This window comes from Acidipropionibacterium jensenii (genome assembly GCF_005890135.1).
GTDB classification, from domain to species: domain Bacteria; phylum Actinomycetota; class Actinomycetes; order Propionibacteriales; family Propionibacteriaceae; genus Acidipropionibacterium; species Acidipropionibacterium jensenii.
In genome coordinates this window covers 1209715-1229255 of record NZ_CP040635.1, presented here as the reverse complement: position 1 = coordinate 1229255, position 19541 = coordinate 1209715, and the positions used below count along the sequence as shown (strand labels likewise).

General features: G+C 69.4%; 19 protein-coding genes. 13 read left to right on the top strand and 6 right to left on the bottom strand.

Annotated elements, in window-relative coordinates; translation table 11 throughout:
• The first annotated feature begins 39 nt into the window (after positions 1 to 39).
• Positions 40 to 672 (top strand): TetR/AcrR family transcriptional regulator, encoded by a 633-nt coding sequence (locus tag FEZ32_RS05365; RefSeq protein WP_028702024.1) that lies wholly within the window; start codon positions 40 to 42, stop codon positions 670 to 672.
• A gap of 5 nt (positions 673 to 677) precedes the next feature.
• Here FEZ32_RS05365 and FEZ32_RS05360 read toward each other — a convergent pair whose 3' ends face one another.
• The 3 genes from FEZ32_RS05360 to galE all read right to left on the bottom strand — a co-directional run bounded on the left by FEZ32_RS05360 (position 678) and on the right by galE (position 2620).
• Positions 678 to 1370 carry an HAD family hydrolase gene (locus tag FEZ32_RS05360; RefSeq protein ID WP_028702023.1) on the bottom strand — a complete coding sequence of 231 codons (693 nt, stop codon included), beginning with the start codon at positions 1368 to 1370 and terminating at the stop codon, positions 678 to 680.
• An 82-nt stretch (positions 1371 to 1452) separates the two neighbouring features.
• The gene (locus FEZ32_RS13515) at positions 1453 to 1608 is read right to left on the bottom strand and encodes a hypothetical protein (protein WP_154655305.1); all 156 of its coding nucleotides are present in this window, start codon (positions 1606 to 1608) and stop codon (positions 1453 to 1455) included.
• 22 nt (positions 1609 to 1630) lie between these two features.
• On the bottom strand, positions 1631 to 2620 hold the full coding sequence (gene galE / locus FEZ32_RS05355) for a UDP-glucose 4-epimerase GalE (RefSeq protein WP_028702022.1): 990 nt from the start codon (positions 2618 to 2620) through the stop codon (positions 1631 to 1633).
• A gap of 108 nt (positions 2621 to 2728) precedes the next feature.
• Here galE and FEZ32_RS05350 point away from each other — a divergent pair, with 108 nt between their 5' ends.
• The 6 genes from FEZ32_RS05350 (at position 2729) to FEZ32_RS05325 (ending at position 9830) form a co-directional block, all read left to right on the top strand.
• Positions 2729 to 4108 (top strand): sensor histidine kinase, encoded by a 1380-nt coding sequence (locus FEZ32_RS05350; RefSeq protein ID WP_138680129.1) that lies wholly within the window; start codon positions 2729 to 2731, stop codon positions 4106 to 4108.
• Positions 4109 to 4149: 41 nt separating this feature from the next.
• Positions 4150 to 4806: a response regulator gene (locus tag FEZ32_RS05345; protein ID WP_028702020.1), complete on the top strand. Its 657-nt coding sequence runs from the start codon at positions 4150 to 4152 to the stop codon at positions 4804 to 4806.
• Positions 4807 to 4955: 149 nt separating this feature from the next.
• On the top strand, positions 4956 to 5906 hold the full coding sequence (locus tag FEZ32_RS05340; RefSeq protein ID WP_138680128.1) for an ABC transporter ATP-binding protein: 951 nt from the start codon (positions 4956 to 4958) through the stop codon (positions 5904 to 5906).
• Positions 5906 to 8410: an ABC transporter permease gene (locus FEZ32_RS05335; protein ID WP_138680127.1), complete on the top strand. Its 2505-nt coding sequence runs from the start codon at positions 5906 to 5908 to the stop codon at positions 8408 to 8410. Before FEZ32_RS05340 ends, FEZ32_RS05335 begins: the two co-directional genes overlap by 1 nt.
• A gap of 201 nt (positions 8411 to 8611) precedes the next feature.
• A complete protein-coding gene (locus FEZ32_RS05330) occupies positions 8612 to 9292 on the top strand; it encodes a hypothetical protein (RefSeq protein ID WP_051238007.1) in 681 nt (226 codons plus the stop codon).
• A gap of 22 nt (positions 9293 to 9314) precedes the next feature.
• The gene (locus FEZ32_RS05325; protein ID WP_051238006.1) at positions 9315 to 9830 is read left to right on the top strand and encodes a DUF3592 domain-containing protein; all 516 of its coding nucleotides are present in this window, start codon (positions 9315 to 9317) and stop codon (positions 9828 to 9830) included.
• Positions 9831 to 9854: 24 nt separating this feature from the next.
• On the opposite strand, the gene FEZ32_RS05320 is transcribed toward FEZ32_RS05325, so the two are convergent.
• Both FEZ32_RS05320 and FEZ32_RS05315 read right to left on the bottom strand, forming a co-directional pair.
• Positions 9855 to 10250: a hypothetical protein gene (locus tag FEZ32_RS05320; protein ID WP_028702017.1), complete on the bottom strand. Its 396-nt coding sequence runs from the start codon at positions 10248 to 10250 to the stop codon at positions 9855 to 9857.
• A 29-nt stretch (positions 10251 to 10279) separates the two neighbouring features.
• Entirely contained in the window at positions 10280 to 11977 is a 1698-nt protein-coding gene (locus FEZ32_RS05315; RefSeq protein WP_028702016.1) for a formate--tetrahydrofolate ligase, read from the bottom strand.
• A 150-nt stretch (positions 11978 to 12127) separates the two neighbouring features.
• Here FEZ32_RS05315 and FEZ32_RS05310 point away from each other — a divergent pair, with 150 nt between their 5' ends.
• The 4 genes from FEZ32_RS05310 to FEZ32_RS05295 all read left to right on the top strand — a co-directional run bounded on the left by FEZ32_RS05310 (position 12128) and on the right by FEZ32_RS05295 (position 15818).
• Positions 12128 to 13120: an ABC transporter ATP-binding protein gene (locus FEZ32_RS05310; protein ID WP_138680126.1), complete on the top strand. Its 993-nt coding sequence runs from the start codon at positions 12128 to 12130 to the stop codon at positions 13118 to 13120.
• On the top strand, positions 13117 to 13893 hold the full coding sequence (locus tag FEZ32_RS05305) for an ABC transporter permease (protein ID WP_138680125.1): 777 nt from the start codon (positions 13117 to 13119) through the stop codon (positions 13891 to 13893). Before FEZ32_RS05310 ends, FEZ32_RS05305 begins: the two co-directional genes overlap by 4 nt.
• 83 nt (positions 13894 to 13976) lie before the next feature.
• On the top strand, positions 13977 to 15188 hold the full coding sequence (locus FEZ32_RS05300; RefSeq protein ID WP_175415731.1) for a histidine kinase: 1212 nt from the start codon (positions 13977 to 13979) through the stop codon (positions 15186 to 15188).
• A 15-nt stretch (positions 15189 to 15203) separates the two neighbouring features.
• Complete coding sequence (locus FEZ32_RS05295) at positions 15204 to 15818, top strand: response regulator transcription factor (RefSeq protein WP_138680123.1); 615 nt, start codon at positions 15204 to 15206, stop codon at positions 15816 to 15818.
• 78 nt (positions 15819 to 15896) lie between these two features.
• Here the strand turns inward: FEZ32_RS05295 and FEZ32_RS05290 are convergent, their stop codons facing one another.
• Complete coding sequence (locus tag FEZ32_RS05290) at positions 15897 to 16781, bottom strand: fructose bisphosphate aldolase (RefSeq protein ID WP_138680864.1); 885 nt, start codon at positions 16779 to 16781, stop codon at positions 15897 to 15899.
• 28 nt (positions 16782 to 16809) lie between these two features.
• On the opposite strand from FEZ32_RS05290, the gene FEZ32_RS05285 reads away from it, so the two are divergent.
• The gene (locus tag FEZ32_RS05285) at positions 16810 to 18129 is read left to right on the top strand and encodes an MFS transporter (protein WP_138680122.1); all 1320 of its coding nucleotides are present in this window, start codon (positions 16810 to 16812) and stop codon (positions 18127 to 18129) included.
• A 380-nt stretch (positions 18130 to 18509) separates the two neighbouring features.
• A complete protein-coding gene (locus FEZ32_RS05280; protein ID WP_028702012.1) occupies positions 18510 to 19481 on the top strand; it encodes a ketopantoate reductase family protein in 972 nt (323 codons plus the stop codon).
• The last annotated feature ends 60 nt before the right edge of the window (positions 19482 to 19541 follow it).

The following is a 19541-nucleotide window of genomic DNA, read 5'->3' as shown; positions in this document are numbered from 1 at the left end:
TATGCAAACTGGCAGGGGCCGGAGGACAGGAGGCCAACGATGACCGATGTGATTGCGTCCCGCGAGCAGGTCAGCACCCGGCGGGAGGCCACCAGGCAACGGCTGGCCTGGGCGGCGATCCGGGTGTTCGCCCGCAAGGGGGTCGACGGCGCCTCGGTGGAGGAGATCTGCGAGGAGGCGGGGTTCACCCGCGGCGCCTTCTACTCCAACTTCGAGTCGAAGAACGACCTCTGCCTCGACGTCCTGCAGCGCTCGATCGACCAGACTTACCAGACCCTGTCGACCCAGCTGCCGAGGGTCTCGGCCAGCGAACTGCCGATCGAGCAGAAGCTCGACCGGGCCGTCAGCCTGTTCCTGTCCACCGTGAGCACCGACCCCCAGACCATCCTGGCGATCAACGAGATCCGCCTCCAGGCGGCCCGCGACCCCGAACTGCGACCGGCCTACCGGGCGCTCAACGAGTCCTGCACCCCGGCCCTGCGCGACCTGGTCGCCGACGTCATCGCGGCCAACGACGTCCGGCTGGGGATCTCGGTGGACGACCTGCTCTCGATCATGCGCACCCTCTACGACCAGCAGATGATCGAGGCGATCATCTCCGGCAACCCGGCCGATCACCTGGCGGTCGCCCGGCAGATGACGGCCCTGCTCAAGGTACTGATGCGCGTCTGAAGCGCTCAGCCCATCGCCGAGCCGGCGGCCGAGATCACCGCCGGCAGCTCGGCGATCGACCCGAGCAGGTAGTCGGGGCCGGCCGCCTCCAGGGTCTGCCGGTCCCCGGCACCGGTGAGCACGCTGACCGGGGCCACGCCGGCATTGCGGGCGGCCTGCAGATCGACGACGGTGTCCCCGGCCGCCAGCACCTGGCGGACGTCGACCACCCGGGTGCGCTCCATCGCCCGGTGGATGAGGTAGGGGGCGGGGCACCCGGAGGCCACGTCGTCGGCGGTCACGACGGTGTCGATGAGCGGCCGGCGGGCCGGCCACCAGCCCAGTTCCTCCATCAGAGGGGTCACCGATGCCTCGTTCAGATCGGTGGTGAGGGCCACCCGGATGCCCTCCTCGTGGAGGGTCTCGAAGGTCTCGGTGGCCCCCGCGATCTCCTGCGGCGGGTCGGTGCGCCAGCTGTCCGCCAGGATGGTGGAGAACCTCAGGAACTGGGCGCGTGCCGCACCGCGGGCGGGGTGCACCCCGCCCAGCGCCATCAGCGCCGAGATGGCGCTGGTCCGCTCCACCCCGGACCAGACCTCCAGGTCCTCCTGAGCGACGCTGGCGCCGGTCTCCTCGACCGCCGCGCGCAGCGCCCGCGACACCGCACCACCGTCATCGACGGTGGTGCCGGCCATGTCGAAGGTCACCAGTGAGACCATCGTCTTCTCCTTCTCGCGCCACGGGGCGCCCCGCCTTGAACCAGCCCAGCCTTGAACCAGCCCAGCCTTGAACCAGCCCGGCTCAGAACCAGCGGGGATGCGGGTCGGCCGAGGAGACTCCCTCGGTCGCCACCGCCCACAGGGCGGCCCGCTGACGGCGTCGGTGGGCGTCGATCCGCCCGCCGACCAGACATCCGGCCGCCAGTGCGACCAGACCCCACCAGAACCTGTGCTTCATCCTCGTGCCGGTCCTCCGGGGCTCAGTAGCCCAGGATCTTCTTGCGCTCGGGCAGCCAGGCGATGGCATCGCGGATGCCGTCGGCCGGGGTGAGCTGGGCGCTCCAGCCGAGCAGATCCTTGGCGCGGTGCGAGACGGTGTAGGCGCCGGCGACGTCACCGGGACGGGGCGGGCCGTAGACGACGTCCAGCGGCTTGCCGGTGCCCTCCTCGAAGGCGTCCACCAGCTCCTTGACGGTGACCCCGTTGCCGGTGCCGATGTTGAAGACCTGGTAGGGATCCTCGGCGGTCACCTCGTCGAGGTGCTCGAGGGCGGCGACGTGGGCGCGGGCGAGATCCCAGACGTGGATGAAGTCGCGGATCCCCGACCCGTCGCGGGTCGGCCAGTCGGCTCCGGTGACGGTGAAGGTGGTCTTGTCCAGCCAGGCGTCGATCATCTTGCCCAGGACGTGGGTGGGGTGCTCGATCTGCTGGCCGGTGCGCAGCTTCGGGTCCGACCCGATCGGGTTGAAGTAGCGCAGCGACAGGGCCTTGAGGTCGGAGGCGTGGGCGGCGTCGCGCAGCACGAACTCGACCATGAACTTGGTGGTGGCGTAGGGCGAACCCGGGTCCAGGGCGGACTTCTCGGTGACCTTGAACTCGGCGTCGGTGGCGTAGATGGAGGCCGAGGAGGAGAACAGGATGCGGTTGACGCCGTTGCGGGCCATCGCCTGCAGCAGCTTGATGGTCTTGGCGACGTTGTTCTCGTAGTAGGCCAGCGGCTGGTCGACCGACTCGGGGACGATGATCTTGGCGGCGCAGTGCACCACGGCGTCGATCTGGTTCTCGGTGAACACCCGGTCCAGCAGGTCCTGGTCGGCGACGTCGCCCTGGTAGAACTTCCGGTCGCGGACGAACTCGCGGCGTCCCGCCGACAGGTCGTCCAGGACCACCACCTCGTGGCCCGCCTCCTCGCAGGCCGACCCGACCGTCGACCCGATGTATCCCGCTCCGCCTGTGATGAGAATCCGCATCGTTGACCGTGCCCTTCGTCATTGAGTGTTGTCGCGTTGATGCCCGGGGCAATCCTACGGCGAATCCCGCGCGACGGCTGGTTGAGGGCCGTCCATACACTGGTGGCGATGAGCAGCAGCGGGCGTGATGCGACGGCCCCCGCACCGCAGCAGAGGTCCGGGAGCGGTGTTCGTGCGCGCCTGACGCGGTTCTCCTCGACCCGGTCCACCCGGGGTGCGGCGCGCACCGAGGAGCAGCTCTCGATCCCCGGCATGGAGGAGGTGCTCAACCCCGAGCTGGGCGACGGCCGCCCCCAGGACTCCGAACGGGCGCTGTGGGTCGACATCACGGTGGTGGTCGTCCTCACCGTGCTCACCGTGGTGCCCTATGTCACCTCGGTCATCATGCATCCGAGTCCGGAGTACATCGCCGCCCTGGTGAGTTCGATGCTGATGGTCGGGTCGGTGACGATCCGCCGCGACCAGCCGATGCTCATGATGGGTCTGGTCGGGCTGGGCGCCACCATCCAGCTCATCATCGTCCCCTGGCCGGTGCTGTCCCTGCTCACCATTCCGATCGCCTCCTACTCGGTGGCCCGGTGGACCGGCGGCCCGCAGTCCCGCTGGGTGCTGTGGGCGGGGGCGCTGGGGGCCATCCTGGGGCCCACCCGGTGGCACGCCGCGATGACCGCCGACTACCCCGCCAACGGCGGCACCCCCTGGATGCTGTGGTTCCTGTCGATGGCGGTGTGCGCCGGCCTGGTGATCACCCCCTACGCGATCGGTCGGCGGCTGCGCGAGGCGGCCCTGATCGGCTCCCAGCAGCGGATGGCCAAGGCCCAGCGCTACCGGTCGATCCTCGCCGAGCGGGAGCAGGACGCCAGGGTCATCGAGGAGCGCACCCGCAATGAGATCGCCCGGGAGCTGCACGACATCGTCGCCCACTCCCTGTCGGTGATGATCGTCCAGGCCGAGGGGGGCAAGGCGCTGGCCCTCAAGAAGCCCGAGAAGGCCCCCGAGGTGCTCGACATCATCGCCGACACCGGACGCGACGCCCTGGTCGAGATGCGCCGGATCGTCGGGGTGCTGCGCCAGGACCCGACCGAGAAGGCCGCCTACTCCCCCTCCCCCGGGCTCACCGACATCCCCGAGCTGGTGGAGCACTCCGGGGACCGGATCTCCCTCACCGTCACCGGGGAGCGCCCGGAGGTCTCCGAGGCGCTCGGGCTGACCGCCTACCGGGTGGTTCAGGAGGCGGTGACCAATGTCCTCAAGCACGCCGGCCCGACCGCCCACGCGGAGGTGGCGGTGCACTACCGGCCCACCACGATGTGTCTGACGATCACCGACGACGGTCACGGCGAGGCGATCCAGGGGGACGGCCGGGGACATGGCCTGCAGGGGATGCGGGAACGGGTCACCTCGATGGGCGGTCAGCTGGAGACCGGCCCGCTGGCCGACCGCGGATTCCGGGTGCGCGCCCTGCTGCCGCTTCGATCGGGACGCTGACCTCCCTCTAGGATGGGGTGTTCCCTCACCCCGGAGGTCCCATGCCCGAGCCGATTCGCGTGCTGCTGGTCGACGACCAGTCCCTGGTCCGTTCCGGGTTCCGGATGCTCATCGAGGCCGAGGACGACATGGAGGTGGTCGGGGAGGCCTCCAACGGCGCCGAGGCCCTCGACGTGCTGCGCACCACCCCGGCCGATGTCGCGCTGATGGACATCCGGATGCCGGTGATGGACGGGGTCGAGGCGGCCCGCCGGATCGCCGCCTCCCCGCTGGACACCAAGGTGATGATCCTCACCACCTTCGACCTGGACGAGTACGTCTACGCCGGGCTGAAGGCGGGCGCCTCCGGCTTTCTGCTCAAGGACGCCCGGCCCGCCGAACTGCTCTCGGCGATCCGCAGTGTCGCCGCCGGTGAGGCGGTGGTGGCCCCCTCGGCCACCCGGCGCCTGCTGGACCACGTCGTCCCGAGGCTGCCGAGCAACCCGAAGCAGAACGAGGAGCGGCTCTCGGTGCTCACCGACCGGGAGCAGGAGGTGCTGGTGGAGATCGCCAAGGGCGCCACCAATGCCGAGATCGCCCAGACCCTCTACATGGCCGAGGGAACCGTCAAGACCCACATCGGCCGGCTGCTGGCCAAGCTGGAGTGCCGCGACCGGGTCGGCCTGGTGCTCTTCGCCCGCGAGGTCGGCCTCATCTGAACCCATTCTGAGGGTGCCCTGAACCTCGACTGAGCGTCCCCTGAGGCTCATCTGAGCGTGCGCTGAGGCTGTCCTGAGATCCCCGCCGATCTCGCCGCCACGCCACCGTGCGACAGAACCACCGGCACCGGCGGCCGTAGGGTGGCCGCATGTCGACTCCGCCGCGCCGTTCCTCCGCCCCCGACCCCTCCGTCGGACCCGCCGAGACCCCGGATGCCGAGGCCCCGATCGGAGCGCCACGGCGCGGCGAGGCCGGGCCCCAGGGCTCCCCGTACCTGCAGAACCCGGCCCAGCAGAGTCCCGCCCAGCCCTATCCGGCGGCCCAGCCCTGGCAGTCGGGGCCCCCGGCCGCCGGACCCCGCCCCGAGGACCTCGCCCAGGATGCCGCCGCGGCCCTCGGCGTCACGAAGGTCTACGGTTCCGGACCCACCCAGGTGGTCGCCCTCAACGGCGTCGACGTCCAGTTCCGGCGCGGCTCCTTCACCGCCATCATGGGCCCCTCCGGATCGGGCAAGTCGACCCTCATGCACTGTCTGGCCGGACTGGACCGGATCACCTCGGGCCGGGTGCTGCTGGCGGGCAAGGAGCTCAGCACGCTTCCCGACAAGGCCCTCACCCGGGTCCGCCGCGACGAGGTGGGATTCATCTTCCAGTCCTTCAACCTGCTGCCCACCCTCACCGCCCGGCAGAACATCCTGCTCCCGCTGGATCTGGCCGGGGCCAGCCCCGATCCGGCCCTGTTCGACCAGCTCACCCAGGGTCTGGGGATCGCCGACCGGTTGAACCACCGGCCCTCCGAACTGTCGGGAGGCCAGCAGCAGCGGGTCGCCTGCGCCCGTGCGATGATCGCCAAGCCCTCGGTGGTCTTCGCCGATGAACCCACCGGGGCCCTCGACTTCAAGTCCGGCACCGCTCTGCTGGAGTACCTGCGGCACTGCGCCACCGATCTGCACCAGACCATCATCATGGTCACCCACGACGCGCGGGCCGCCTCCTACTCCGACCGGGCCCTCATGCTGCTGGACGGGCGCATCGTCGACGACATCGACTCGCCGACCGCCGAGACGGTCGGCGCCGCCATGGCGAATCTGGAGGCGTGATGCTGCGCAACGCTGTTCAGGAGGTCCGCTTCCACCCGGGCCGCTACGTCGCCACCCTGGTGGCGATCGCCATCTCGATCGGATTCATGGTCGGCGTCTCGGTGTTCATCCGCACCCAGTCCAACGCCCTGGGTCAGCAGGAGTCCCTGGTGACCTCCAGGGCCGACGTGGTCGTCGACCTCGGCTCCACCAGCGAGAACATCGTCCCGGCCAACGTGACCAGCACCATCAAGGCCGTCCAGGGAGTGTCGGCCGTCGAACCCGCCCTGCAGACCAACGAGATCGTCCAGAAGGATGACAAGGCAGTCCAGGCAACCTTCTACGGACTGCCCTCCGAACGCTTCCGTTGGGCGGGACTGTCCTCGGGGTCCTGGCCCTCCCAGCCGACCCAGATCGCCCTGTCCGAGGAGGCCGCCGGCAAGCTCGGCGTCCAGGTCGGCGACAAGGTCGCCTCCGGCACCACAGAGCTGACCGTCAGCGGGATCAGCGACGACCCGCGCTCGCTGTTCGCCCAGACTGTCTACGTCGATCCCGCGGTGCCGATTGCCGCCGGCTTCCAGCCGTCGGTCTGGCTGATCGCCACCAGCCCGGGATCCGACCCCGGACAGGTCTCGACGGCGATCCAGTCGGCCGTCTCGAAGCTGCCGGGGATGGCCAAGCCAGGCACCAGGGCCGGGGATCTCCAGGTGGCCCCGGCCGATGAGTACCGGGCCCGCAGCATTACGGCACTGACCGGCAATTTCGACGTCTTCAAGTACATGCTGATGGTTTTCGCCGGCGTAGCGCTGATGGTGGGAATGATCATCATCTTCACCACCTTCCTCATCCTGCTCGCCCAGCGCCGCCGCCAGATCGGCCTGATGCGCACCGTCGGCGCCTCCGGCGGTCAGGTGAGAGGGCAGTTCTTCGTCGAGTCGGTGATCATCGGGATCATCGGATCACTGCTCGGCATCGTGCTGGGAGTTCTCATCGCGCTCGCCGGGGCGGCCTACACCGGGGCCCTGGGGTTCGGCCTGGTGATGCCCTGGTCCGATCTGGCCATCGAGTTCGGGATCGGGGTGGTGGCCACCGTGCTGGCCGCCTTCGTCCCCACCCTGAGAGCCACCCGGGTCGCTCCTCTGGAGGCTCTGCGCCCAGCACCGACGATCGAGACCAGGCGCACCTCGGTGGCCCTGGTGATCATCAGCTCGGTGCTGGTGGTGGCCGGCGCCCTGCTGGCCTGGCAGGCACTGAGGGTCGACAGGTGGAACATCGCCTGGGCGATGGGATCGGTGGCCCTGCTGGGGATCGGGATCCTCCTCTCGACGCCGGTCTACGTGCCCTGGGTGATCCGCGGGCTGGGCCTGATGATCCGGCCCTTCGGGGCCACCGCGAGACTCTCAACGGCCAATGCGGTCCGCAACCCGGTGCGCACCGCTCTGACCACCGGCGTCCTGATGCTGGCAGTGGGGATCATCGTCACCCTTCAGATCGGCACCGCCACCACCCGCCAGAGCGTCCTGGATCTCATCGACGAGCAGTTCCCCGTCGATCTGAGCGTCACTGCACAGGCCGTCACCTACGACGTCAACACCGGTGAACCGAAACCGGCGACCTCGGTGGCGCTGCCGAGCGCCACCGTCTCCGACTTCTCGAAGCTGCCCAATCTCAAGTCGCAGATCTCCCTGCGCGGAGCGCCGATGGTCATCAGCGACAGCGACTCCCCCACCCTGGTGATGGGGGCCGACGCCTCTCAGCTGCGGCCGGTCAGCTCGACGACCGCCGATCAGCTGGCGCCCGGCCGGGTGCTGATGAGTGCCGATGCGGGATTCAAGACCGGTGACCATGTCGACGTCAAGGGAACCAGGGGGACCCTCAATCTCACCGTCACCGTCTCCAAGGCCATGGAGAACTCCAGCGTGGCGATGGTGAACAGCGCCGATCTGGCGAAGCTCACCCAGGCGCCACCGGTCGTGGCGGTCTGGGCGGCAATGGCCGAGCGGACCGATATGGCCCAGACCCTGGCTCCGATCGTCAGCATCCAACAGCGCAACCCCGATGTGATTCTCGGCGGCGGTGCCCTCTATGCAGCGGCCATCGAACAGGTCCTCAACATCCTGCTGATCGTGATGACCACCCTGTTCGGGGTGGCGGTGGTGATCGCCCTCATCGGGGTCGCCAACACCCTGGGGCTGTCGGTGGTGGAGAGACGCCGGGAGTCGGCCCTGCTGCGCGCGATGGGCATGCAGCGCGGATCGCTGCGCCTGATGCTGTTCTTCGAGGCGGTCCAGATGGTGATGGCCGGGGTGCTGGTCGGCATCATCTCCGGCGGCTTCTTCGCCTGGTTGGGGATCAAGTCGGTGTTCAAGATGTCCGGGGCGCCGTTGTCGGTGAAGTTCGCAGTCGACTGGCCGACCACTATCGGCCTGATCGCGATCTGTTTCGTCGCCGCCTCGCTGGCCTCGATCCTGCCGGGACGCCGGGCGGCGAAGGCCACCCCGACGGAGGCTCTGGCCGAGGAGTAGGTGTGCGCTCGACCAGGACCTCGATGACAACACCTCGCGGGTCCCGGACAACACCTCTCCGGGTGCTGACAACACCCGGACCGACTCGGGCAACACCCGGACCGAACGGGATACATCCGGCGAACCGCCGACAACATGTCTGACAACACCTCCTTGGTGGTGTGGCTCCTGAGATGCCACACACACCAAGGAGGTGTTGTCATGACCGTCACGACCGGTGACCGCCTGCACCACGAGTGGCTGCACACCGTCGACCAGCCCTGGGCCGCCGAGGTCATCGCGGACCTTCCGGTGCGTCCCGGAACCCTCCCCCACCAGCTTCCCGCCGCGATCCGCACCGACCCGCAGCTGGCCCGTGCCACCGTGCTCGCCGCCCAGCAGGACGGGCTGCTGGCCGGTCTGGCCTGCCAGGCCCTGCTCCAGGTGGTCTTCCCGATGCTGACCCGGATGGCCCGCCGGGACCCCAGCAGCAGCCTCGACGACTACCTCGCGGAGGCCTGGCTGCGGATCAGGACCGGAAAGGTGAGCCCGGCCACCACCGTCCCCACCACGATCGGTCTGGACGCGCTGTACGCCGTGTGCCAGCCGCGGCGCCGGCTGGCCGCCCGGGAGATCCCCTGGGAGATCCACGACATGCCGGTCGTCGAGAATGACCCCGACCAGGCTCAGCTCGCCCTGGCCGTCCTCGGTGCCGCCGTCGCCCTGGGGATCGTGGCCCGCTCCCAGCTGCCCCTGCTCTCCAGCGTCTACGTCCTGGAGATGTCCAGCTACCGGGCCGGCCGGGCGCACCGGATGAGCGCCGAGGCGGTACGGGCGCGGTGCAGCCGGGCGATCCGGAGGATGAGGCGCCACGCCGGGGAGATCAGAGGGTATCTGGAGTGATCGCGGTCGTACTCTGGTGGGCATGACGAAATGGCGCAGTGTCCTGGCCGTGCTGGGTGTGGTGTATCTGCTGACGGTGAGCTGCCTGTTCTTCATCCTCGGCCACCGCTACGACATGTTCCAGCGCCACGGCGACACCGTGCAGGGCACGGTGGTCGGCTTCCGTCACGCGCCGAGTGTCGGATCGGGCCCCCTCCACCTGGTCTCCCAGCCCTCCGGCGACCGACTTGCGGTCATCGAGTACCAGCGCGACGGCAGGACCCGCACCGTCACGAGCAATCCGTACACCAGGGCGAGCTCCTACACGCTGGGGCAGAAGGTCACCCTGGTCCTGGACCGCAGTCAGGACGGCGACATCAACAGCGAGGTCGTCGCGGTCAAGGACCACAACCAGACCCGGCTCAAGATGATGCCCTACGTCTTCCTGGCGGTCGCTCTGGGACTGGCCTGGTACCTGGGCATCAGCCATCCCGGGATCCTGAGACGGCGGAGGGCCCGTGCCGCCCTGCCCGGGGGCACCGCACCCGGCACCCCCTGAGATTCTTCGCTGCGCCCCGGCGTGTCAGCCGGCGGCCAACCGCCAGGCGAGGAACTCCTTGAGATAGCCGGTCTCCCCGTCGCGACCGCCACGTCCGACATGGAGCGGCGGCAGCGAGGTCTCCAGCCTCACCCCGCGCAGCCGTTCCCTGAAGCCGCCGGCCACCACCAGCTGGAAGTACTCGCCGTTCTCCCCGATCGCCAGGCTGTGGCTGGCGTTGAGGTACCAGCCGTGCCGGTCGGTCCGGGCGGTGTGCCCGTCCAGAAGCTGGGCGATCAGCGGTTCGGTGGCGATCCCCCGGTCCCGGGCGGCGACCACGAACCCGTCGATGAGGACCTGGGCGGCAGCACCCTCACGGCGACGGTCCTGCTCCTCGAGCTCGATCCGTCGGCGGGCGTCATCGGCGCGTTGACTGGCCATGGGCGAAGTCTAGGCTCCGAGGACCGACCTCAGAACAGCCCCACCGTGTTGCCGTCCGCGTCGATGTCGATCCGTTCGGCCGCCGGATGGCTCGCCAGCCCCGGCATCGTGCGCATGTCCCCGCAGATGGTGTAGACGTAGCCGGCCCCGGCGGCGGCCCGCACCTCCCGGACGGGCAGTCGCCAGCCGGTCGGGGCCCCCTTGAGGGCCGGATCGTGGGACAGCGACAGGTGGGTCTTGGCCATCACCACCGGGAAGTGGCCGTAGCCCAGGTCCTCGAAGTGGGCGAGCTCCCGGGCGGCCGCCGGCGACAGGTCGATCCCGTCGGCGCCGTAGACCCGGGTGGCGATCGCCTCGATCTTGTCGGCCAGCGGCGCCTCGAGCCGGTAGGTGTAGCGGAACCGGGCCGGCTCCTCGCAGGCGGCCACCACCGCCCGGGCCAGATCGGCGGCCCCCGCACCGCCGTCGACGACATGGGTGGAGGCGGCGAAGTGCGCCCCGCACTCCTCGGCGATCTGGCGGACGGCGTCGATCTCGTCGGCGTGGTCGGTCGGGAAGACGTTGAGGGCGACGACCGGCGTCACCCCGAAGCTGCGGACGATCTCGATGTGGCGTCGCAGGTTGGGAGCGCCGGCCCACACGTCGTCGGGGTTGTCCAGGAGCATCCCCGAGGGCAGCGGCCGGCCCGGCTTGACGGTGTACCGGCCCGAGTGGACCTTGAGGGCGCGGACGGTGGCCACCATCACCGCGGCGTCGGGGTGCAGCCCGGAGACCCGGCACTTGATGTTGAAAAACCGCTCGGCGCCCATGTCGGAGCCGAAACCGGCCTCGGTGAGCAGGTAGTCGGCGCAGCCGATACCGACCATGTCGGCGACCACCGAGGAGTTGCCGGTGGCGATATTGCCGAAGGGACCGGTGTGCACCAGGACCGGGGTGTTCTCGGTGGTCTGCAGGAGATTGGGTTTGAGGGCGTCCTTGAGGATGACGGCCATCGACCCGGCGGCGTGCAGGTTCTCGGCGGTGACCGGTTCCTTGTCGCGGTTGTAGCCGATGACGATCCGGCCCAGTCGCTCGCGCAGGTCGTGCAGGGAGGTGGCCAGCGAGAGGATGACGCCGACCTCGCTGGCCGCGGTGATGTCGAAGCCGCTCTGCCGGGGGACGCCGTCGATCCGGCTGCCCAGGCCGACGATGACATTGCGCAGCGCCCGGTCGTTGATGTCGACGACCCGGCGCCAGGAGATCGAGTGCGGTTCGATGTCCAGGGCGTTGCCGTGGTGGAGATGGTTGTCGATCATCGCCGCGAGCAGGTTGTGGGCCGCGGTGATGGCATGGAAGTCACCGGTCAGGTGCAGGTTGAGCTTCTCCATCGGCAGCACCTGGGAGTACCCGGCGCCGGCCGCCCCGCCCTTGATGCCGAAGGTCGGGCCCATCGAGGGCTGCCGCAGAGCCAGCATGGAGCGTTTGCCGATCGCCGCCAGGCCCTGAGCGATGCCGACCGCGGTGGTCGTCTTGCCCTCCCCCAGGGGGGTCGGGGTGATCGCGGTGACCACGATGTACTTGGCCCGGGGGCGGTCCCGGTTGGCCGCGATCGCGTCCAGGGAGACCTTGGCGACGTCGCGACCGTAGAGCTCCAGGAACTCATCGTCGATCCCGGCGCGGGCCGCCACCTCCCCGATCGGGTCCAGGTGGGCGGCGCGGGCGATCTCGAGGTCCGTCGGCATGGCCATGGGGTCATCCTTTCGCCTCCTGCGCCCCGATGGGAACTCGGGGTGGGACCGGGACCGGCGCCCCGCGAGCCGCACCCGTGACGAATGTCACCGTCGAAATGATGACATGCGCGCCAGGTACGGTCGCCTCCCGGCGGGCACCGTGGAGCCATGAGTTCATCACCGGCCGTCCATCTGGCCGACCTGCACAAGTCATTCCGCGGCCGCCAGGGCCACTGCGTCACCGCCGTCGACGGGTTGAGCCTCGACATCCGACCCGGCGAGGTGGTGGCCCTGCTGGGCCCCAACGGAGCCGGAAAGACCACCACCATCGACATGATCCTGGGCCTGGCGAACCCCTCCGGAGGGGCCGTCGAGGTGTTCGGCCGCCCACCACGGGACGCGGTCGCCCACGGCCTGGTCGCGGCGGTGATGCAGACCGGCGGCCTGCTCCCGGATCTCACCGTCCGGGAGACCGTCGAGATCACCGCAAGCCTGTTCAGCCACTCGGTCCGGGTGGCCGAGGCGGTCGAGCGGGCCGGGCTGGAGTCGCTGGCCTCCCGCCAGGTGCGCAAGTGCTCCGGCGGGGAGAAGCAGCGCATCCGGTTCGCGATGGCCCTGGTCTGCGATCCCGCACTGATGATCCTCGACGAGCCGACCACCGGGATGGACGTCGAGGCCCGGCGGAGCTTCTGGCAGTCCATCCACGCCGATGCCGCGCTGGGCCGGACCGTCCTGTTCGCCACCCACTACCTGGAGGAGGCCGATGAGTTCGCCGACCGGATCATCCTGATGAGGTCGGGACGGATCGTCGCCGACGGCACCGGCGCCCAGATCCGGGCGATGGTCTCGGGACGTACCCTGCGAGCCACCCTGAAGCCGGGGATCGACCGGGGGAAGGTGCTGGGAATCCTGGGCGGACTCGACCTCCAGGCGGTCGAGGTCCTCGGCAGTGCCCTCACCGTCGTCGCAGACGACACCGATCCGGTCGCCCTGGCCCTGCTGCGGGAGGGAGCCGCCGCCGACCTGGACATCTCCTCCCGAGGTCTCGAGGACGCCTTCATCGCCCTCACCAGCTCCACCGGCACCACCGGCGCCATCGGTTCCGGCACGACCGCCGGCGCCCCTCCCCTCGCCCACTCCCACCAGAAGGTCCTCGCATGACTGCCATCGGCTCCACCGCCCGTTCGGTTCCCCCGTTCGGCGGTCTCAACCCCACCCTGCTGCGTGTCGAACTGCTGCGCGTGGTGCGCAACCGGCGCACCATGATCCTGGCCCTGCTGCTGCCGGTCGTGCTGTTCTGGATGGTCGGTTCCGACAGGTACAACCACATCCCCTACGGGCACGGCACGGTGGCCGGGATGGTGATGATCGGCATCGGTCTCTACGGCGCGATCATCTCCACCACCGGAGCCGGCACCGCCGTCTCGATGGAACGGGCGGCCGGCTGGAGCCGACAGCTGCGCCTCACCCCGCTCACGCCGGTGGCATATGTCCTGGTCAAGGGGGTCGTGGGGATGCTCGTCGGCGCCCTGTCGATCGCGGCGGTGTGCGTCACCGCGGTGATCAAGGGGCTCGACCAGCCGCTCCACATCAGGATCCTCAGTGGGCTGCTGGCGTGGCTCGGATCCGGCCTGTTCTCCGCCTTCGGGGTGTTCATGGGGTATCTGCTGCCCACCGACAGTGCGATGCAGGTCACCAATCTCTCCGTCGTGATGGTGGCCTTCCTCAGCGGGATGTTCGTCCCCGTCGACCCGTCCAGCGTGCTGGGTCACATCGCCCGGGTCGCACCGATGTGGGGGATCCATCAGCTCGCCCTGGTGCCCTTCGGGGCGGGAGGGTTCGGCATCGGGGAGGCCGTGAACATCATCGGATGGCTGGCCGCCTTCGTCTCAGGTGCGGCATGGCTGATGAGCCGCGACACCGCTCGGGTCTGATCCCGGGACCGTGGCCCGTGGTGCGTCTCCCGGGGGAGGGCACAATGACTGGGCGCGGGATGGTGGAGCAGACAGGGGCGACGATGACGGGAACAGGTCGGAGCAGAACCATCGGCGGGCTGCGGCTTCCTCCCGGTGGACGCAGCCCGAGGGGCCTGGTGTGGTTCCTCTTCTGGTTCCTCTGCCTGCCCTCGGTCGTGGAGTCGGCCCTGGCGGTGGGCGGCGCCAGGTGCTGGATCGCCCTCACCGCGACCGTCATCGCCCTGTGCGCCTTCACCGTCGGCTGCTGGTACTCGGTGGGGTGGCTTCGCGAGACCGGCGAGGTGCCAGCGGGGCAGATATGGCCCTGGCTGTCGATCCTGCTGGCCGGCGGGGCGGTGGTGATCTCCACCCTGGGGTCCGGCGGGTTGGCGCTCCTCGTCTACCCGGTGATCCTGATCGGGCTCGACTTCTCATGGCGGGTCACCGCAGCGATCGGGCTGCTCCTGGCGCTGGTGCTCTACCTCAGCCTGCGGATCTGGACCCGCTTCCCCGACCTGCAGGGTTGGGCATTTGCCGTGCTGAGCGGTGGAACCGGGGCCGCCTTCGGCCGGATCGGCGCCCAACGACGCCACCAGAGAGAGCTTCTCCAGCGCCGGGAGCACGAGTTGGAGATCGCCGACACCCGCAACCAGATGGCCCGCGACCTGCACGATCTGCTGGGACACTCGCTCACGGCGATCTCGGTCAAGGCGGAACTGGCCGAAAGACTCATCGACGTCGACCCCCTCCGGGCGCGCGCCGAGTTGTCCGACGTCCGCTCCCTCACCCGCTCGGCACTGGCCGAGGTGAGGGCCACCGTCAACGACTACCGGGATGTGTCCCTGGCCGCCGAGATCGGCCGGGCCCACCAGATGCTGGACGCGGCGCAGATCCGTCACGAACTGCCCGGTGCGATCGACCAGGTTCCCGAGGACCTCCGGACCCTGTTCGCCTGGGCGCTGCGGGAGGGGGTCACCAATGTCGTGCGGCACTCCGGGGCACGGCACTGCCGGGTGGAGCTCTCCGCAACCTCGATCACGGTGACCGATGACGGAGACGGCGTCGCGTCGTCCTCCGGAGACTCCTCGGGGGGCAATGGCATCGCCGGACTGCGGCAGCGCGCCGCCGAGGCGGCAGCGGTGGTGCGCACCGGTCCGGCACCCGAGGGGACCCCGGCGCGCCCCGGGTTCCGGCTGGTGGTGGGCAGGCCCGAGGCGATGGAATCCGCTCCTGGCCGGCCTCACTCGAAGGATCGTGCGCGGGAGACGGCGTGAGAGGCTGACCGCATCATGATCACAGTCCTGCTGGCCGACGACCAGGCGATGGTGCGCGGGGCGATGGCCGCCCTGCTGGAGCTGGAGGGCGACATCCGGGTGGTCGCCCAGGTCGGCCGTGGCGACGAGGTGGTCGCCCAGACCCTGCGGACCCGACCCGACGTCATCCTGATGGATGTCGAGATGCCCGGCCTGGACGGACTGGCCGCCACCGCGCAGGTGCTGGAGGCGGTACCGACCGTGAAGGTCCTGGTGGTCACCACCTTCGGAAGGCCCGGTTTCCTGCGGCGGGCGGTGGACAGCGGGGCGCACGGGTTCATCGTCAAGGACGCCCCCGCCGCTCAGCTCGCGGAGGCGGTCCGCCGGGTGCACGCCGGGTTGCGGGTGGTCGATCCCCAACTGGCTGCCGACTCGCTGATGTTCGGCGAGTCCCCCCTCACTAGGAGAGAGGCCGAGGTGCTGGAGGCGGGGGCCGACGGAGCGACCGTGCAGGTGATCGCCGGGAGGATGCACCTGTCGGAGGGCACCGTCCGCAATCACCTCAGTGCGGCGATGGCCAAGACCGCCGCCGGGACCCGGGCCGAGGCGATCCTGATCGCCACCGAGCGGGGCTGGATCGTCGGGCCCTGACATGTCGCGAACGCACCTCGCCCCGGTCCCGCGGGCTGTCTGCGGAGCCGGGGCGAGGCTGTCATCGCGAGCCAGCGCTCAGGTGAGCGAGGCGTGGTAGATCGCGTCGATCGACGCCGCCAGAGTGGCGTTGAACTGCTCGTCGGTCTGGGAGTCGGACAGCCCCTCCGACAGCGCCCGGGAGAAACTGGCGATCAGCCCGTGGTTGCGCGCCAGCAGCGCGTCGGCCTCGTCGCGGCTGTAGCCGCCCGACAGGGCGACCACCCGCAGCACCGCGGGGTTGGCGATCAGCGGCGCGTAGAGGTCGTCGACGGTCGGGATGCTCAGCTTGAACATCACCGGTCCGGGGAACGGGTCGGAGTCCAGCCGCCTGGTGATCTGCTCGAGCAGCAGAGCCTCGCTGCGGGACTTGTCCTGGGCCGTGACGGTGACCTCCGGCTCCAGGATCGGCACCAGGCCGGCCTCGCAGATCTGATGCCCGAGCTCGAACTGCTGGGCGACGATGGCGTCGATCCCCCTCGGGTTCGCCTCGTCGATCACCGAGCGCATCTTGGTCCCGAAGATGTGGGCCCCCACGGCCCTCTCCAGCAGTCCGGCCAGGCCGGGGATCGGATTCATCTCCCTGACGCCGTCGGCGGGTTCGGCCAGTCCCTTGTCCACCTTCAGGAAGGGGACGACGTTCTTGGTCTCCCACAGGTAGTCGGCCGCCGGCCGGCCGGCGAACTGGCGGCCCATCGTCTGCTCGAAGAGGATCGCCGCCAGGATCTGCTCCCCGGAGAAGGCGGGGCTGGTGACGATCCTGGTCCGCATCGCGTGGACCAGGTCGAACATCTCCTCGTCATCGACGTAGCGGTCCTTCTCGATGCCGTAAAGGTGCAGGGCCTTCGGGGTGCTGCACCCCGCACGACCCCGTCCATCGCCTCGCCTAGGATCGGTGTGCTCGAGCCCTTCGCCGGGAGGAATCTCGCAGTGTCGACGGAGAGGACGCCTGGTGGCCTTCAACGAGGGACTGCGCCGACTGTGGCGGCTACCCCGGTTCCGCCGGATCCTCGGAGTCCGGGTCTCCACCCAGGCCGCCGACGGCACCCTCCAGGTCGGTCTGGCCTCCTACGTCCTGCTCTCCCCCGAGCAGCAGCCGGACGCCTGGTCGATCGCCATGGTGCTGGCCATCACGATGCTGCCGTTCAGCGTCATCGGCCCCTTCGTCTCGCTGGCCCTGGACCGATGGCCCCGTCAACGCATCCTGGTCGGCACCGACGGGTTGCGCTGCCTCATCGCCCTGATGGTCGGCGTCCTGGTCTGGGGAGGGGCGAGACAGAACCCCGCCCACATCTCACTGCTGCTCCTGCTGCTGGTGGCGATGAGCCTCAACCGGTTCCTGCTGGCCGCCCTCACCGCCGGACTGGAACACACCATCGACCGCCGGGAGTACCTCACCGCCTCCTCGATCATGCCGGTTATCGGGCCCCTCGGGATGATGATCGGGGTCGTGATCGCCGCCGCCGTCCGGGTGATCGGCGGCCACTGGATGCCGGTGCACCACGCCGACACCGTGATCTTCTGCATCTCCGCCGTGCTCTTCGCCCTGTCCGCCCTGCTGGGCACCCGGTTCGGCCGCGACGAGCTCGGCCCCACCGCGCCCGACACCAGCCGGACGGCGTCCCAGATCCTGCACGGCATCGTCGACGGCTTCCGCCACCTCCGGCAGCTGCCCCATGTCAGCGCCGGACTCGGGCTGATCGGGGCCCAGCGGCTGCTCTTCGGGGTCTACTCGGTCGCCATGATGCTGGGCTTCCGCAACTACTTCCACGCCAAGGCCGAGGTCAACGCGGCGATGGGCGACATGGCGGTCTGGGGAGTGGTGATGGGCGCCGGGTTCGTCCTGTCGGCGGCCTTCATGCCGCGAGTGGTGCGGATCCTGGGGATGAGGGCGAGTCTGATCGGCCTGCTGGTCGCCACCGCGGTGGTCCAGGTCCTGCCGGGAGCGATGCTCAACCGGTGGTCGCTCATCGTGGCCTCCTTCTTCATCGGGCTGTTCGCCCAGTCCCTCAAGGCGGGGGTGGACACCGTCTGCCAGGCCCACATCGACGACGCCTACAAGGGCCGGGTCTTCATCGTCTACGACATGATCTACAACGCCATGTTCGTCGGCGGAGCCGCCCTGGCCGCCCTGGTGCTCCCGGTGCACGGCCTGTCCCATCCTCGTCTGATCGGTCTGGCCGTGGCATATCTGCTGGTCGCGGGGCTGTTCGCGATGATCACCTCGAGACACGGCTCGTCCCTTTATGACCGGGGGACCGGGCGGGCCTGAGGGGCCCGGCGGGCCTGAGGGGCCCGGCGGGCCTGAGGGGCCGGGTCCTGGGCCGTTCGACCGTTTCGACCCGCTGACCGGCACGCATCCTCGGGCCGGCCTCTGCGCCGTCGGACCCTCCGGCTGTTCCGGCACTTCGTGCCCCTCTTGCCCCTCTTGCCGCTCCGGTCCGCTGACCAGCCGGAATGATCAGATGGTGAGACCGCCGTCCCACATTCTTGGTGATCCCTATTGTCTGACTCGTGAGACAGACCGGCGAGGTTATTAGCTAGCGCGTCCACCCGCCAAGAGGCGAGCGCGACGCGCATCCCGTTGCCCCTTTCGGGGCGGCGGGTTTTTTCTTGCCTGCCACTCAACCCGACACCAGAAGGAAGCCAGAGATGAAGTACACAGTCATCGGAGCCGGAGCCATGGGATACCGCTACGGCGTGCTGCTCCAGGAGGTCGCGGGCCTGGACGTCGACTTCATCGACACCTGGCAGCCCAACCTCGACGCCGTCCACCGCCAGGGCGGGGTCTACGTCTCCCGCGACCACGAGAACCGGCACCTGGTGCCGATCAAGATGTTCACCCCCGAGGAGTACACCGGCTCCCCGGACGTCTGGATCGTCTTCGTCAAGCAGATGCAGCTCGACGAGGTGCTGTCGCGCTGCGCCCACCTGTTCCGTCCCGAGCAGTACATGTTCACCGCGATGAACGGGATGGGCCACATCGACAAGATGCGCAAGTACTTCAGCGATGACCGGCTGGTAGCCGGCACCGCCCTGGTCGCCACCGTCCTCAACGGGCCCGGCGACGTCGACTTCATCGGCGCCCCCGGAGCCGGCACCATGCACATGGTCAACTGCACCGAGGAGCCGGACGACACGACCCTGGCGATGGAGCAGGACTTCAAGACGGCCCACCTCAATCCCGAGCTCACCCGCAACCTGTACGGCACCCTGATGGCCAAGGTGATCTTCAACTCCGTGGTCAACACGCTGTGCACGATGTTCAGCGCACAGATGGGCCAGTTCGCCTCCTACGAGCAGTCCGACGAGGTCACCCGAATCCTGGTCGACGAGGCCTACGACGCCTGTGAGCGGGCCGGGATTCAGCTCATCAACACCCGCCAGGAGGAGGTCGACTCGGTGCGCTACGTGAGCACCGTCGGCAACCCGCTGCACTACCCCTCGATGTACCAGGACTTCTCCAAGGGACGCCCCACCGAGGTGGACTTCATCAACGGCTACATTGCCAAGCTCGGCCGCGAGCACGGCTACGTCTGCCACGTCCATGAGTTCGTCACCCAGCAGATGCACCTGGCCGAGGCCATTCGCGACGCCAAGGCGCGCGACGCGGCCAAGGCCTGATTGGCTGGGGCGTGTGGGCCGACCCAGTGGGGTCGGCCCTTCGTAGGGTCGACACCGGTG